This is a genomic window from Terrilactibacillus laevilacticus, assembly GCF_006517395.1.
Lineage (GTDB): Bacteria > Bacillota > Bacilli > Bacillales > Sporolactobacillaceae > Terrilactibacillus > Terrilactibacillus laevilacticus.
In genome coordinates this window covers 41453-58352 of the sequence record NZ_VDCY01000017.1, presented here as the reverse complement: position 1 = coordinate 58352, position 16900 = coordinate 41453, and the positions used below count along the sequence as shown (strand labels likewise).

The window sequence follows — 16900 nt, the reverse complement described above, 5'->3', positions numbered from 1 at the left end:
TAGCTCAATAAAACGGAAAGTAGCTCAATAAAACGGAAAGTAGCTCAATAAAACGGAAAGTAGCTCAATAAAACGGAAAGTAGCTCAATAAAACGGAAAGTAGCTCAATAAAAATCAAAAAGTACTCATTAATTATATATATTAACATTATGTAAACTATAAACTATAAACTAAAAACTATAACCTAAACTACATAAAATCTAAGCAAAGTAAATAAAACCACATAACTACATCCGAACAAAAAAGTTGACAGGTAATGTTAATTGATCAAGCCAAGGCCTAGTGAACTATGCCAGAAAAAGGTAACAGACAAGTCGTAGGTCTCATTTTTTGTTATATAATGCCACTTAAATAAAAACTATGTCATATTTTCTTACATAAATATTGAAATGGGATAGTTTTATCTTTAATATTTAAAACAATTAATAATCAGTTTGTACTAAAATCGAACAAACTAAAATTAAATATAAACTAAATGGAAAGGAGGAGAGGATTTGCAACTGATTCATTTCCCATATACCAAGAGTAACAATCGACTGCTTGTTCTAGACTATATTAGAAGAAATGTAAATTGTAGTCGTGCAGATATAGCTAAGGCGTTTGGATTTAGTCGATCAACGGTTTCATTACTTGTTGAAAAATTACTTCAGAATAATATGGTGAAAGAGATGGGACTAGGTGTATCGACAGCCGAGGGAGGAAGAAAAGGAACAAATCTTGCGTTTAATGATCAGTCCTATTCTGTTATTGGAGTAGATGTAACAAATTCAGGTATTTTGTGTGTTCTTACAGACTTGGGTGGACAAGTCCTGAAAAAAGTAAGTTTGCCCCCAGAATTAGATGTCATTTTATGTGCTCAAAAAATAGTGAATTTTTATCAAGAATGTAAGCATAATGAATCTCCAATTTTGGGTATTGGTGTGTCTGTACCTTCTATCGTAGATCACACGAAATCGATTGTTATTGATGCTCCTTCCTTAGGATGGAAGAGTATTAACTTTAAGGCTGAGCTTGAAAAGAATATACCAATTCCTATTTTCATTAATAATGACGTTGATAGTGCGGCATTAGGGGAGCACTGGATAGGTAAAGGCGCCTCGGCGGACCATTTCTTTTATCTATCCATTGGAACAGGTATTGGATCGGCGATTATTTCCGATGGAAGACTAGTTCCTGGTTTTCAACATTCTGCTGGTGAAATTGGCTACTTTGTTGATAAAGAAGATCTAGATCAAGATAACACTTATAAATTCGGGAGATTTGGAAGTTTCGAGCGTAAAGTTATTCATCTTTTACAAGAATATAAAGAAAAGAGAAGTTTAGAGAAGGATTTAGTCATCGATGTATCCATTACACTCGCCAATGTTATAAGCTTGTTAAATCCTGAACGAGTCATAATAGGAGGGCAAAAATCAGATCAATTGATGGAGATTATGGACAGCATTAGAACTTATATTAAACGTTTTTCTCCTCTCCAAACAAAAATTGATAAAGCAAGTTTGAATCATGAAGCTAGTAGTATTGGGGTTATTTCTTATGTTATTGAAAAAAGTTTTTATCATATTTTAGTTGAAAAAAGAGGAGGAATTCCAATTGGAAAATAAAGGTTTTAATCGTTCGATAGGTTTAATGCAGGCTACTTCAATGAACATGTCTCAAATGATGGGGGCAGGTCCTTTCATTACCATGCCGATCATTTTAGCAACAATGGGAGGACCTCAGGCGATGTTTGGATGGATTATTGGAGCTCTGCTCGCAATTCTTGACGGACTCGTTTGGAGTGAACTTGGAGCTGCTATGCCTGGCGAGGGTGGTTCGTACGTTTATTTACGCGAAGCTTTTAAATATCGTACAGGAAAGTTAATGCCCTTCTTATTTACTTGGTCAACCATTATTGCCACTCCGATGATTATGTCGACCGGTGCGATTGGTATGGCGAACTACTTGGTTTACTTCTTCCCAAATTTATCATCCCTTGGCATTAAATTATCCGCTGTTGCGATTACATTGGTCACGATAGCCATTCTTTATAGAAAAATTGGCTCCATCGCTAAGATAACGGTTGTCTTATGGGCAGGGATGATCCTAACGGTTAGTCTCATTTTAATCGGTGGAATTTCACATTTTAATCCAAGCATGGCGTTTGATTTCCCAAAAGATGCTTTTGCTCCAGGTCAATTTTTTATAGGACTCGGTGCGGGTATGTTGATTTCGATCTATGATTATTTAGGATATTATACAGTGTGCTATTTAGGTGGGGAAGTGAAAAATCCTGGTCGAACAATTCCACGAGCTGTTATTCTATCAGTCATTTTAGTTTCACTGATTGATTTAAGTATGAACATTAGTGTTATCGGCGTTCTACCGTGGCAGGAAGGCATGAAAAGTCATAACATCATGACTGAATTTATGCAAAGAATTTGGGGAGAGCCGGGAGCTATCATTATAACGATTCTTATTCTTTGGACATGTTTCGCATCTCTTTTCACTGGGTTACTTGGAGCGTCACGTTTACCCTATCAAGCCGCAGCCGATGGATTGTTCTTTAAACCTTTTGCAAAGCTTCACAAAAAACATCGTTTCCCTCACTATTCATTAATCATTATGGGATGTATCATGATTATCTGTTGTTTCTTTGATTTAGGTCAGATCATTAATGCCTTAATGGCCGTGACCATTGTGGTACAATTTATGGGACAAATTATAGCTCTTAGTGTATTAAGAAAAAGGAAACCAAACATGAAGAGACCTTTCAAACAATGGCTTTATCCAATACCAAGCATACTGGCTTTCATTGGCTGGGCATTCGTCTTTTATTCTTCAGGCTGGCAAGCCATCCGTCTTTCCATTGTTTGGACGGTATTAGGGTTAATCGTTTACGTTATTTGGGCTAGAAAAAATAACGAATGGCCTTTTAGAAAAGTTGAATATGAGGTAGAGAAAGTATCGATAAAGTGAAACTTCCATCAGTGGGGGAGTTCTTCATCCCCCACTGATGGAAAGCCTGAACCAATCGGACCTTTACGGGCAGTTGATCCCCACCTATCTTCTTTGAATACTCAGGAACTTAAGGTGGGGGTCAATACTCGCCGTTAAGGCGGGACAAAATAACAGAAAGTGAGTTTTAACATGAAGAAAGAAATTTTACTTGCCTTTGATTTTGGCGGAACGAAAGCAGCCATCGCTATCGCTGATCAAAGCAAAAAAATACTTATACGAAAAGAAATTGTCTCAGCGGGAAGAGATGGCAAAGAAATATTAAAGGAAGCCATCGATGTCGCACAAGAGATGATACAAATAGCAGATGGCCAATTAACAGGGATTGGAATCTCAACTATTGGCGTCGTTTCTGGTGATTATGTGGATCTTGCCCCCAACATTATGGGTTGGGAGGACATCAATCTTCAGAGAAACATGCGGGATGTTTTTGGTGAAGTAACGATTCGGATGGAAAATGATGTGAAAACAGCCACGATTGCAGAATTAAGAAGGGGTAATTTAAAAAATACCTCTTATGGATTGTACGTCAATCTAGGAACAGGGATTTCGGCGGGTTATACGATCGGAGATAAAGTCGTTAGAGGCGCAAATGGGGCTGCAGGGGAAATTGCCTATTTACTCAAAAATCGAAATGAGGAAAAAGGTTTTAAGCAAGAAGCAGCGCCGTTTGAGGCTTTTTCAAGTGGCATCGGCATCGCTATGAGGTTGAAAGAGAAAACAGGACTTTTTAAACAGACAAAAGATTGGTTCTCGGAATATAAAAAAGATTCACTTGTGACAGATGTCATAGATGAAGCATTACAAGAAATAGGTGCGCAAGTTGCGAATCTCGCCACTGCTTGGAATCCTGAAAAAGTCGTTATCGGTGGTGGCATGGTGCGTAATAAAGACATAATTTTTCCTATCATTAAACAATATATCGACAAATTTGTGCCTTTTGTACCATCCATGAAGGAAGCTCGTTTTTCTCACGATGCGAGTTTAATAGGGGCTATCGAAATGGCGAGGAAAGATTATACCCCTTAATGTACTGCTAAACAAATGTTATGTTATTTGAAATGTGGATATTTAATAGATATTTTTGGACAACCAGTAGCTCCTCCGGTAATGATGCGAGAGGAGCTATTCGTATTTCGATAAAAAGTTCTAGGTATTTTTCGACATTTGCAGACTTTAAATTTGATTTAATTCAAATATCATGTCGTATCATGCGCTTGCCTAGGAAATATTTTTAAGCATTAACCTCAAGTCGGTGTCCTACAGTGTTGCCGGTTTTTTGTTTTATCCCGCCTTAACGGATAGAAAAGACCCCCACCTCAAGATTCTGAGTATTCAAAGAAGATAGGTGGGGGATCAACTGCCCGTAAAGGTCCGATTGGTTTAGGCTTACCATCAGTGGGGGATGACGCAGGCTAAAAACCAGGCGTCCTGTCGCAACGCCTGCACTAGCACATCCTGTGCGTCGAAAAGCCCCCAATGATGGAAGTTTCACCTTATACACTTAATCTAAAGGTATTGTAGTTTAAAAAGGGTGTAGAAGGACAATCATAGTAAAAATACCATTCGATCGTTAAAGTACTAAATAGGAGGTATTAAAATGAATCAAACGTATAAAGATGATGGACTAGCCTTGCATACTGATTTATATGCCATCAATATGGCTGAAACATATTGGAATGATCATCTTCAAAATCGAAAAGCAGTGTTTGAGGTTTTCTTTCGTAAAATGCCTTTTGGTCATGGTTTCGCTATCTTTGCTGGATTAGAAAAAGTCATTGACTACCTTAGTCATTTTAAATTCTCTGAAACTGATATCACTTATCTTAGAGAAGAACTTGGGTATCAAGAAGATTTCTTATCCTACCTTCGTGATCTCCGTTTTTCAGGAACAGTAAGATCGATGAAGGAAGGGGAATTGGTCTTTGCGAATGAACCCATTCTTCGCATAGTCGCACCACTTCCAGAAGCACAACTTGTAGAAACAGCATTACTAAACATCATAAATTATCAGACACTGATCGCGACAAAAGCAGCTCGGATAAAAGGTGTAATAGGTGACGAGGGAAAGGCTATGGAATTTGGTTCACGTAGAGCGCAAGAAATGGATGCAGCGATATGGGGAGCCAGATCCGCTTACATCGGCGGTTTTGAAGCGACGTCGAATGTCAGAGCGGGAAAGTTGTTTGGTATACCAGTAGCAGGAACTCATGCTCATGCCATGGTTCAAGCATATCAAGACGAATATACAGCTTTTAAAAAATACGCCGAACGACATAAAGAATGTACTTTTCTTGTTGATACTTATGATACATTAAAATCTGGTGTACCGAATGCGATTAAAGTGGCGAAGGAGAAAGGAGAAAATATCCAGTTTAAAGCGATAAGGTTGGATAGCGGAGATTTAGCTTATCTTTCGAAAGAAGCACGAAAAATGCTAGATCAAGCGGGTTTTCTTGATACTAAAATTGTTGCGTCAAGCGATTTAGATGAAGATACGATTATGAACTTGAAAGCTCAGGGAGCGAAGATAGACGACTGGGGAATCGGAACAAAGCTGATTACCGCTTATGACCAGCCTGCACTTGGTGCCGTTTACAAGCTGGTTTCTATTGAAAATGATCATGGAGAAATGGAAGATACGATTAAAATCAGTGGTAATCCTGAAAAGGTGACGACGCCAGGATTAAAAAAGCTCTACCGAATTGTTAATCGTCAAAGTCATAAATCTGAAGGTGATTATATCACTATAGAAGATGAGCATCCAGAAAAAGAAAAACCTTTAAAAATGTTCCATCCTGTTCACACATATATAAGTAAATATGTCACAGATTTTGATATCAATGAGCTTCATACAACAATTTTCAAAAATGGAAATCTAGTCTATGAACTTCCTACTCTTCAAGAGATTAGAACGTTTGCAAAAGAAAATTTAAACGTACTTTGGGATGAGTATAAACGGACGAGATCACCAGAAGAATATCCAGTTGATTTAAGCGAGGCATGTTGGAAAAATAAAATGAACAAAATTCATGAAGTAAAAGAAAAAGTAAACCGAGAAGCGGTAGAGTAACGAAAGGCAGCATCGTATTAAAACTAGCCTAACTACTCTTGCTATTCCGAATCAATGTGATAAGGTTGCTAGATTCGACAAAAAACGATAGAATGTGTATCTAATTCAATAAGATTCTCTTGTATAATATCAGTAATATGGTCTGATAGTCTCTACCTAGTAGCCGTAAATCACTAGCCTACAAGAAGTGAAAAAAGTATACATGGTTATTAAAATGTTTTTTGTACTACAACCATAGATCCAAAATGATTTTACTAAAAACTTTTCTATTATAGCACCCTTCTTTTTCCTTCTTTCTAATTGGTTAGAAAGTTTGAAAAGAAGGGTTTATATTTGGTTACAATAAACAGAGAAATGCAAGAAGCGTCTAATTGATTTAATCATTTTTCAAAACTCATAATATCATCTAGGAGTTGGCTAACATGTATTTTATGATTAATTTATTAGGTGTTTTTGTCGTCATGTCGATTATTTTTCTTTGTTCGCCAAATAAAAAAGAAGTAAAATGGAGAGCGATTCTCATTCTTTTTGGTGTCGAGTTCCTGATTACTTGGTTTATGTTAGAAACGAAAATCGGCGGGTTTATTATAAATAAGATCGCTTCCTTTGTTACATGGCTTACTTCATGTGCAAGTCAAGGTATATCGTTTGCCTTTCCATCTGTGATGAATCAGCCGCAAATAGACTTTTTCTTCAGTGCTCTTCTTCCGATCATTTTTGTTGTTACATTCTTTGATATTCTATCTTATTTTGGTATATTACCATGGATTATTGATAAAGTCGGCTGGGTCATTTCGAAGGTTTCTCGATTGCCAAAATTAGAAAGTTTCTTTTCCATTCAGATGATGTTTTTAGGAAATACCGAAGCATTAGCTGTTATTCGTGAGCCATTACTTGCACTAAACAATAAAAGATTATTAACATTTGGAATCATGAGTATGAGTAGTGTCAGCGGTTCAATACTTGGAGCATATTTGTCAATGGTACCTCCAACTTATGTATTCTGTGCAATTCCTCTAAACTGTTTAAATGCCTTGATCATCGCAAATGTGTTAAATCCCGTTCGTATTAACAAAGAAGACGATATCATCTATAAGGCCGCGAAAAAAGATAAGAAGGACTTTTTTTCTACAATTTCCAATAGTATGCTGGTTGGGATGAATATGGTTATTGTCATCTTGGCCATGGTGATTGGTTATGTTGCCTTGACGGCTTGCTTAAACGGACTCCTTGGCTTGTTTGCTGAAGACTTAACGATACAAAAAATCTTCTCGTATATTTTCAGTCCTTTTGCCTTTTTATTAGGTTTGAATGGTCACGATACCATGTATGTAGCTCAACTGATGGGAATAAAACTCGCAACCAATGAATTTATTGCTATGATGGATTTAAAGTCTCAATTAGGTGACTTAAGACCTCATACGATCGCTGTAGCAACTGTATTTCTCACTTCTTTTGCCAACTTTAGTACCATTGGTATGATTTATGGGACATACAATTCTATTTTCCATAAAGATCCTGAAAAATCAACCGTGATCGGAAAAAATGTTTGGAAGCTATTGGTGAGCGGTATCGCCGTGTCATTACTCAGTGCGATGCTTGTTGGTTTGTTTGTATGGTAAAAAATAGATGCACCACAGTTTATTATGGCTGTGGTGTTTTTTGTATTGCCGGCTAAAGTGCATATATACAGGGTGAAAGTTTTAAGCAGAAAAACGCCGATGTAAAAACAACTACGGAATTATAAAAAGGTTGTCGTTATCTCAAGAATAGGTTTTTTAATTGAGAGTCACGACAATGTTATACTCAACCCCTCACACCATTAAAGGTCGTTTTCAAAAGTACTTGTAAACAATCAAAACACAAAATGATAGATTTTCTTACATTAGGGGGTTGAATTTATAAAACTAAACATGTAGAATGGATACATATTTAAAAAAGAGTTCGACAATTTCAATAATTTATTTAATTTGGAGGGATTTTATGCCGCGGCAAAAATTGGTGATCGTCGGTAATGGAATGGCTGGTATACGTTGTCTTGAAGAAATATTAAAAATAGATCCTGATCGGTTTGATGTAACAGTATTTGGTAATGAACCTTATCCCAATTATAATCGGATTCAACTGTCTAAAGTATTGCAAGGGGATACAGTGCTGGAGGATATTACCTTGAATAGTTGGGATTGGTATGAAAAAAACGACATTCGACTTTATCCAGGTGAAACGGTAATAGAGATTGATCAAGATAACCATCTTGTGAAAACAGATAAAAACAGAATAACTCCTTATGATAAATTAATCTTAGCGACAGGTTCAAATCCCTTTATTCTACCGTTACCCGGAGTAGATAAAAAGGGTGTCATCACCTTTCGAAATATCAAGGATTGCCTAAAAATAATTGAATATTCAAAAAGAAGTAAAGATGCTGTGGTAATAGGAGGTGGCTTACTTGGGCTTGAATCGGCCCGTGGTCTTTTGGACTTAGGTCTTAATGTAAAAGTTGTACATATTAGTGATTACCTTATGAATAGACAATTGGATAAAACGGCTTCACATTTATTGCAACTTCAACTAGAAAAGCAGGGGATGGAATTTCTGCTGAATAAAAAAACAGTTGAGATTACAGGTAATGAATATGCGGATGGATTGAAATTCAGCGACGGAGATGAACTGAAAGCCGATTTAGTCATTATGGCTGTAGGTATCCGTCCAAATATTAAACTAGCAGAAGAAAATGGGATTCCCACTCATAGAGGGATTATTGTCAATGATTTCATGGAAACGAAGATACCAGATATCTATGCTGTCGGAGAATGTGTAGAGCATCAGGGATGTTGCTATGGATTGGTTGCCCCGCTCTATCAGCAAGGAAAGGTTCTGGCCAACCATCTTTGTGAAGAAAAAACGGATGGTTATACAGGCTCTATCGATTCAGCAAAACTAAAAGTATCGGGAGTGGATGTTTTCTCTGCTGGTCAAATTAATGAGCAAGAGAATACGAAAACGATTAAATCTTATGATGGATGGGGAATGACCTATAAAAAGGTTTTGGTTGAAAATGGAAAAATAAAAGGTGCCATTTTATTTGGAGATACACGAGAAAGTACTCACTTATCTCGTTTAATTAATAAAGAGGCTGATGTAAAAGAATATTTGAATACCGAAACGGAAAAGAATTCGGAAACGAGTGTCGTTTGCAGTATGCAGGATGACGAGATTATATGCGGATGTAATGGCGTTGAGAAGGGAACGATCGTTCAAGCCATTAAAGAAAAAGGGTTAACAACAGTCGCGCAAGTCAAAGCATGTACAAATGCGTCTCGATCTTGCGGCACATGTAAATCATTGGTAGCTGATTTGTTAAAACTGACGATCGGCGATGAGTTTGATTCCACTAAGAAAGAAGAGCCAATATGCGAATGCACAACGATGACCCGAGATGAAGTGGTTTCAGCCATTCGTACAATGGGATTGACCAACGTTCGAGAAGTCATGAATGTTTTAGACTGGGAAAATAAAGAGGGTTGTTCAAAGTGTCGACCAGCTATAAATTACTATTTGAATATGGTCAATCCTAGTCATTATGTAGATGATCAAGAATCTAGGTTTGTTAATGAACGAATGCATGCCAATATTCAGATGAATGGGACATATTCTGTTGTTCCAAGAATGTACGGTGGTGTGACAAATTCGGATGAACTTCGAAAAATTGCTGATATTGCTGATAAGTATCAAGTGCCAATGATCAAACTGACAGGTGGACAGCGCATTGATTTACTTGGAGTTGACAAAGAAGATCTTCCAAAAATGTGGAAGGATCTAAATATGCGTTCTGGTTTTGCATATGCCAAATCTGTACGTACGGTTAAAACTTGTGTAGGTGAAAAATTCTGTCGCTTTGGTACTCAAGATTCCATTGATATGGGAATTCAATTAGAGAAAAAATTTGAAGGATTAAATACGCCCCATAAAGTGAAGATGGGTGTATCCGCTTGTCCGAGAAGTTGTGCAGAATCGGGAATTAAAGATGTTGGTGTGATCGGCGTTCAAGGTGGATGGGAAATCTACGTCGGAGGAAATGGTGGTACAAAATTAAGAACAGCGGACCTTCTATGTAAAGTTAAAGAAAGCGGGGAAGTTCTTGAGTATGCGGGGGCCTTTCTCCAATATTATCGTGAAAATGCTAAATACTTGGAAAGAACGTCTGCATGGATTGAACGCGTCGGTATCGAACATGTCCGTGACGTCCTATCGAGTAAAGAGACGCGGGATCAATTAAATCAACGCATGGATGAAGCGTTATCTACGATTGAAGATCCATGGGCATCTGTTTTATCTAATAAGGAAACACAGAAAAAACTTTATCAAAAGGTTTATGTTGGAGGAAATGAAAAGTAAAAAGGAGTGGAACAAATGGGGAAGAATGTATTTGTTACAAAATATAGTCAATTACCTGTGAATTTAGGAAAAACAGTGCTTATTGGAGAAAAAAATATTGCTTTGTTTAAGCTCTCTAATGGAAAAGTCTATGCAATTGAAAACCGTTGTCCTCATCGAGAAGGTGTTCTTGCTGAAGGAATGATTAGCGGAGAGTATGTTTTTTGTCCCATGCATAATTGGAAAATAGGCATTGTAGATGGAGTTGTTCAGGAGCCAGATGAAGGCTGTGTAAGAACATTCCCAGTGAAAATACAAAATGATGACATTTTTATTGTGATCGAGGATTTAGATAGTCAATCGATTAAATATCCCGATAAGTGCGTTTATAACGAATCTTTTAATGAGTAAAAATAGGTACAAACAATCGATATGAGGAGGGTAAGAATGGGAAAAGTATACCTTGTTGGAGCTGGTCCAGGTGATCCGACCCTTATCACCGTGAAAGGACTTCGTTTAATTCAGTCAGCAGATGTTATCATGTATGATCGCCTTGTCAATAAAGACTTGTTATCAGAAGCCAAACCTTCAGCCAAACTTTTCTTTTGTGGAAAATTTCCACATGCGCACCCGTTAAAACAAGAAGCTATTAATCAATTACTTGTAACTTATGCTCAAAAGTATCAAACGGTTGTTCGGTTAAAAGGAGGTGATCCATTTATATTTGGAAGGGGAGGTGAGGAAGCAGAACATTTAGCTGAGAATGCGGTACATTTTGAAATCGTTCCAGGCATTACGGCAGGTATCGCTGCCCCAGCCTATGCAGGAATTCCAGTTACTCATCGAGATTTAGCTAGTTCGATTACTTTTATTACTGGACATGGCAAATCAGATGGCAAAGAAACGATTGACTGGCCGAAACTAGCCACAGGTGTAGACACGTTAGCCATATATATGGGTGTATCATCACTGCCGCATATTGTCTCAAATCTAGTGACTTATGGTAGAAAACCGACAACACCTGTTGCACTAATTGAGTGGGGAACGACGGAAAGACAGCGTACGATGATATCTACTTTAAAAGATGTCATTTATGAAGCGGAGAAACATCAAATCGTTAATCCAACGATGATTGTTGTCGGTGAAGTCGTCAGGTTCAGAGATAAATTACAATGGTTTAGTGATAACAGAACTCCAGTTACACTTGATGAGGTAGGTGTTTAGAGACGTTAGATGTTCTTTATATTGGTCATGATCTCGTGTAATGACTCCAGTAAAGAGGAAAATTGAACAATCTATTGCACAAAGAAATAATGAATGGTTCATTATGACATGATGTATGGCCTTATCCATTTCTGATTGAACGAATGACAAAACATATGTCGTTAGCAATAAAGAATGTTTTACTCCATCATACTCAATCTAAAAAAAGCGGCTATTATTTTTTGAATTTCAAATGTTTAGTTAACATTCAATACATCGTTTGCAGATTTTAATACTAAGCGAAGCAGCATGAAAAAACTTTCAATCTCGACCTTACTTCATAAAAAGTCATAATATTTTATATTATTGGAAAGCTGGTGGCTATTATGAAATTAGCTGATTTGAAAAATAAAGGACACTTACCGTCTCTCATTGCTTCACTATTGTATTTTGATGTCAGTTTCATGATTTGGGTTATTTTAGGTGCGCTTGGAGCATTTATTGTACAGGACTTTGGATTAACACCAGCTCAGATGGGTTTAATTGTTGCGCTTCCGGCGCTCGGCGGTTCAATTTTTCGAATTGCGATGGGAATTTTATGTGACCTAGTTGGGCCGAGAAAAACGGCCATTGGCGGTATGTTAATTACGTTAATCCCTCTTCTTTGGGGATGGCTGTCAGGTCATCAATTTAGTGAGCTTGTTTGTATAGGGATTTTGTTAGGTGTAGCTGGTGGGAGTTTTACAGCCTCTTTACCACTAGCCAGTCGTTGGTACCCTCCACAATTACAAGGATTAGTTATGGGAATCGCTGGCGCTGGAAATAGCGGAACGGTTTTTGCTACGTTGTTTGCACCCAGGTTAGCTGAAAAATTTGGTTGGCACAATGTTCTCGGTTTAGCCATTATCCCTTTGCTTTTAATATTTGTGGCTTACATTCTTATGGCAAAAGATGCGCCATCACAACCTAAACCAAAGCCGATAAAAGATTATATTAAACTCTTTAAAGTTAAAGACGCATGGGTTTTTTGTATCCTTTATGCTGTCACTTTCGGGGGGTACGTTGGTTTAACAAGTTTTTTAAGTGCTTTTTTTGTTTCACAGTATGGAATACCAAAGGTCAGTGCTGGAGATTCTGTGACTCTTTGCGTGTTAGTCGGTAGTGTTTTTCGTCCACTTGGCGGATTTATTGCTGATCGATTTGGTGGAACCAATGTACTTAAATTTGTTTTTGCCGGATTAGCATTATCCATGTTTGGTGTCAGTTTTCTTCCCACATATTATGCCATGATGTTCTTATTGATCGCTGTTATGGTTTGTCTTGGTATGGGAAATGGTGCCGTTTTCCAGATTGTTCCTCAACGTTTCGGTAAAGAGATCGGAACCATCACCGGGATTGTTGGAGCAGCAGGAGGAGTAGGGGGCTTCTTTGTACCCACTCTGTTAGGAACACTGAAACAAACAACAGGTACATATACAACAGGGTTCCTTTGTTTTGCTATCGTTGGTCTTATTGTTTTAGGCGTTTTACTTTTAGCTGTTCATTCGTGGAGAAAATCATGGATGAAGAACAGTCAGAAGGACAACCAAACGATCAATGTCAGCTAAAGATTAAGGATTTTTCTAGAAAAAGTTTAAATCATACAATATGATGTCGTCATCTTTTTGTTGGGAGTGAAGAACTTGGATAAGAAAAGGTTAGTGCTTATTGGAAATGGGATGGCAGGTGTATCCTGTATCGAGCACATATTAAAAATATCACAGGAGAAATTTGAGATCACGATTTTTGGTGATGAGCCCTATCCGAATTATAATCGTATTCAATTATCCAATGTATTATCAGGTGATGCGAATTTAGATGATATTTTTCTCAACAGCCGGGATTGGTATTGTAAAAATAACCTTACCTTGTACACAGGACATCCCATAACGTATATAGATAAAAAGAATCAAGTGATATACACTGACGAAATGGTGTCTACAAAATATGATCAATTAATCATCGCTACAGGCTCTCATCCATATATCCTTCCTATTCCAGGAGTCGATAAAGAAGGCGTTATGGGATATCGGAATATTAATGATTGTAAATACTTAATTAATGCATCTAATATTTATAAAAAAGCGGTTGTGATTGGCGGAGGTTTACTTGGACTAGAGGCTGCGAGAGGATTAGTTAATCGATCTATGGATGTAACAGTCGTTCATAGATCTAATTTTTTAATGAATCGACAGTTAGACCATACTGCAAGCAAATTATTAGAAGAAGAACTAAAATCACAAGGATTAAAATTCGTAATGAATAAAGAAACCGAAGAAATTATCGGTGATGAGCGTGTTCGTAAAGTACGTTTTAAGGATGGAACGGAACTTGAAGCAGACCTTGTGATCATGGCCGTTGGTATACGTCCTAATGTTTCATTTGCCGAGAAAAGTGGAGTGGCAGTGAATCGAGGCATCGTCGTGAATGACTTTCTAGAAACAAATGTACCCAATATTTATGCGATTGGAGAATGTGCAGAACACTGTGGTTCTTTATATGGATTAGTGGCTCCATCATATGAACAAGGGGCTGTTTTAGCGAAACATCTATGCGGCGTTGAAACTGAACCTTATACAGGCTCTTTTCTTGCTACTAAGTTAAAAGTATCTGGTGTTCATGTTTTTTCAGCAGGGGAGTTTATAGATCGCCCGGGTACAACACCATTTTGTTTAGAAGATAAAAGTAAAGGCATATACAAGAAAGTTTTATGCGAGAGAGGAACAGTGATTGGTACTGTTCTTTTTGGGGATATCAGCGATGGTCCACGGTTAGCAAAAATGGTTCGTGAAAGTAGTAAAATACGAGACGGGCATTCTCCATTTGAGCCTTCATTAAATACTTCAAATAATCAGCAATCGAGTGTATTAAATCTATTAGATGATGAATTTATCTGTGATTGTAATCAGGTTACAAAAGGAACGATTGTACAAGCCATTCATGAACAAAAACTAAATTCCGTTGAGCAGGTAAGAACTTGTACAAAAGCATCGCGAACTTGTGGAAGTTGTGAAAATTATGTTGAAACACTGTTAAAAGAAGTGCTGGGGGAAAAATACAAGGGGAACAAGCAAAATAAGATTCCATTTAACGGAACGAAGAAGGAGTATCATACTCAATGCCCTTTTTGCAGTGTACAATGCAAGATGAAATTGGTTGAATACGAGAATCATGATCAAAAGGAATATGAAGTTATTCCGGTTAACAATCCTGCATCGGAAGGACGCTTGTGTATAAAGGGGCGTAACGCCCATCAGCATGTCATGGCGAAAGATCGCATCACTCAACCTCTATTAAAGGTTAATCATGAGTTTGTCCCTATTTCCTGGGAGAAAGCATTGCATATTATAAAAAGTAAATTTACTAAAATAAAGCAGGGAGAAGGAAATCATGCACTAGGTGTATATGGTGGCGGTTCGCTTACTAATGAGGAAGCCTACTTACTTGGGAAATTTGCTCGAGTGGCTTTGCAAACTAAATATATTGACTACAATGGAAGGTTTTGTATGGCTGCTGCTTCCAGTGCAGCACAAAAAACTTTTGGTATAGATCGAGGGCTAACAAACGGACTTGATGAGATTGTTCAAGCCCGTTGCATCATTTTGGCGGGAACAAACATTGCTGAATGTCAACCAACTCTGATTCCTTATTTTTCAAAAGCAAAACAAAGGGGAGCATTCATCATCGCTATTGATCCTCGGGAAACAGAAACAACAGCTCTTGCAGATTTACATTTAAGAATAAAACCAGGAACAGATGCTGCCCTAGCTAATGGTATTCTTAAAATAATCGTAGATAATGAAATGGTCAATCAGCAGTTTATCCAAGAGCGAACAAACGGTTATGAGTCATTAAAAGAACACTTAGCTTCCGTTCAACTTGATCAAGTTGAGGACATCACGGGAATTTCGATTGATTTAATAAAGCAGGTCGCATTTAAGTTTGGAAAAGCACAAACAGGCATGATTTTTACAGCTCGAGGTGTTGAACAACAAATAGATGGAACGCTTGCCGTTAGAAATTTTATTAATCTCTTACTCGTTACTGGAAAAATAGGACGTAACGGCTGTGGATATGGTGCAATTACTGGGCAAGGTAATGGTCAAGGCGGTCGAGAACATGGTCAGAAGGCAGATCAACTTCCTGGATTTAGATGTATAGAAAATCCCGAACACCGAGCATATATAGCGAAAGTATGGAATATTGATGAAAAGAACCTGCCTGGAAAAGGAGTGTCAGCCTATGAGATGATGGAAAAAGTCCATCAAGGGGAGATTACGGGATTATTTATAATGGGTTCAAATCCGGTTGTGTCTAACCCTAATGTCAACTTTGTTGAAGAAGGATTAAAGAAATTAAAGTTCCTTGTGGTCGTTGATATGTTTCTTTCAGAAACAGGGAGATTGGCTGACTTAATTTTACCAACGTCTTCATACCTAGAGAATGAAGGAACGATGACAAATTTAGAAGGGCGAGTTACGTTAAGAAAGGCCACTAAGAAACCTCCTAGGGGCGTTAAGCATGATTGGGAGATTCTTTGTGAGATTGCGAGAGTTCTTGGCAAAGAAAAATTCTTTTCTTTCACGTCACCTGAAGACATTTTCAACGAATTGAGAGTGGCTAGTCGCGGTGGTAAGGCGGATTATTATGGTATAACTTATGATCGATTGACTCAGAGTGAAGGATTGTTCTGGCCATGTCGCTCTCTTGATGATCCTGGTAAAGCGCGTCTGTTTGAAGATTCATTCGCTAGTATTGATGGTAAAGCACATATCATTCCAGTACTAAATGAAGATAAGAAAGAGAAAACGAGTGATGAATTTCCACTTTATTTGACTACTGGACGTATCTTAAAACATTATTTAACCGGTGTGCAAACCAGAAGAAGCCCTCAATTGAATCGTGACAATAATGAATCTTTTCTTGAAATACACCCACAAACAGCAGAAAAATTTCATATTAAGGATGGAGCATGGGTTAAATTGGAGTCCAGAAGAGGAAGTGCTACCGTCAGAAGTAAACTAACTCATCGGATAAGAAAAGATACCGTGTTTGTTCCCATTCATTGGGGTGACAATCAGAGTATCAATAGAGTGACGAGTCAGGCTTTAGATCCGTACTGTAAAATCCCAGGATTCAAAATTTGTGCTGTGAATATCATCCCAATTGATGATCCAGTGTAGATAATTGAAAAGATAAAAGTTATGATTA

10 protein-coding genes, 1 pseudogene and 1 riboswitch are annotated in these 16900 nt (G+C 37.6%); all 11 genes and pseudogenes read left to right on the top strand.

The window, feature by feature from the left end; genetic code table 11:
* Nucleotides 1–494: 494 nt before the first annotated feature.
* Nucleotides 495–1604, top strand: a complete 1110-nt coding sequence (locus tag FG390_RS13960) for an ROK family transcriptional regulator (protein WP_141191644.1) — start codon at nt 495–497, stop codon at nt 1602–1604.
* Entirely contained in the window at nt 1594–2958 is a 1365-nt protein-coding gene (locus FG390_RS13955; protein WP_258311680.1) for an APC family permease, read from the top strand. Before FG390_RS13960 ends, FG390_RS13955 begins: the two co-directional genes overlap by 11 nt.
* 171 nt (nt 2959–3129) lie before the next feature.
* Complete coding sequence (locus tag FG390_RS13945; protein WP_141191643.1) at nt 3130–4026, top strand: ROK family protein; 897 nt, start codon at nt 3130–3132, stop codon at nt 4024–4026.
* 571 nt (nt 4027–4597) lie between these two features.
* Nucleotides 4598–6070, top strand: coding sequence for a nicotinate phosphoribosyltransferase (locus FG390_RS13940; protein ID WP_141191642.1), 1473 nt, complete (start codon nt 4598–4600; stop codon nt 6068–6070).
* A 99-nt stretch (nt 6071–6169) separates the two neighbouring features.
* Nucleotides 6170–6271, top strand: a riboswitch (purine riboswitch).
* 221 nt (nt 6272–6492) lie between these two features.
* A complete protein-coding gene (gene nupG / locus FG390_RS13935; RefSeq protein ID WP_141191641.1) occupies nt 6493–7692 on the top strand; it encodes a NupC/NupG family nucleoside CNT transporter in 1200 nt (399 codons plus the stop codon).
* Between the two features lie 361 nt (nt 7693–8053).
* Complete coding sequence (gene nirB, locus FG390_RS13930; RefSeq protein WP_141191640.1) at nt 8054–10468, top strand: nitrite reductase large subunit NirB; 2415 nt, start codon at nt 8054–8056, stop codon at nt 10466–10468.
* Nucleotides 10469–10483: 15 nt separating this feature from the next.
* Nucleotides 10484–10858, top strand: a complete 375-nt coding sequence (nirD, locus tag FG390_RS13925; RefSeq protein WP_141191639.1) for a nitrite reductase small subunit NirD — start codon at nt 10484–10486, stop codon at nt 10856–10858.
* 36 nt (nt 10859–10894) lie between these two features.
* Nucleotides 10895–11671: a uroporphyrinogen-III C-methyltransferase gene (gene cobA, locus FG390_RS13920; protein ID WP_141191638.1), complete on the top strand. Its 777-nt coding sequence runs from the start codon at nt 10895–10897 to the stop codon at nt 11669–11671.
* Between the two features lie 365 nt (nt 11672–12036).
* Nucleotides 12037–13257 (top strand): nitrate/nitrite transporter, encoded by a 1221-nt coding sequence (locus FG390_RS13915; RefSeq protein ID WP_141191637.1) that lies wholly within the window; start codon nt 12037–12039, stop codon nt 13255–13257.
* Nucleotides 13258–13323: 66 nt separating this feature from the next.
* A pseudogene (locus FG390_RS16110) lies at nt 13324–14718 on the top strand (FAD-dependent oxidoreductase); the annotation flags it as partial.
* Nucleotides 14719–14733: 15 nt separating this feature from the next.
* Nucleotides 14734–16872, top strand: a complete 2139-nt coding sequence (gene nasC / locus FG390_RS16105) for an assimilatory nitrate reductase catalytic subunit NasC (protein WP_258311681.1) — start codon at nt 14734–14736, stop codon at nt 16870–16872.
* Nucleotides 16873–16900 lie beyond the last annotated feature (28 nt).

Bases quoted from the DNA above. Each gene is read 5' to 3' on its own strand.
- FG390_RS13945 (WP_141191643.1), top strand. From the start codon at position 3,130: ATGAAGAAAGAAATTTTACTTGCCTTTGATTTTGGCGGAACGAAAGCA.
- FG390_RS13940 (WP_141191642.1), top strand. From the start codon at position 4,598: ATGAATCAAACGTATAAAGATGATGGACTAGCCTTGCATACTGATTTA.
- nupG (WP_141191641.1), top strand. From the start codon at position 6,493: ATGTATTTTATGATTAATTTATTAGGTGTTTTTGTCGTCATGTCGATT.
- nirB (WP_141191640.1), top strand. From the start codon at position 8,054: ATGCCGCGGCAAAAATTGGTGATCGTCGGTAATGGAATGGCTGGTATA.
- nirD (WP_141191639.1), top strand. From the start codon at position 10,484: ATGGGGAAGAATGTATTTGTTACAAAATATAGTCAATTACCTGTGAAT.
- cobA (WP_141191638.1), top strand. From the start codon at position 10,895: ATGGGAAAAGTATACCTTGTTGGAGCTGGTCCAGGTGATCCGACCCTT.
- FG390_RS13915 (WP_141191637.1), top strand. From the start codon at position 12,037: ATGAAATTAGCTGATTTGAAAAATAAAGGACACTTACCGTCTCTCATT.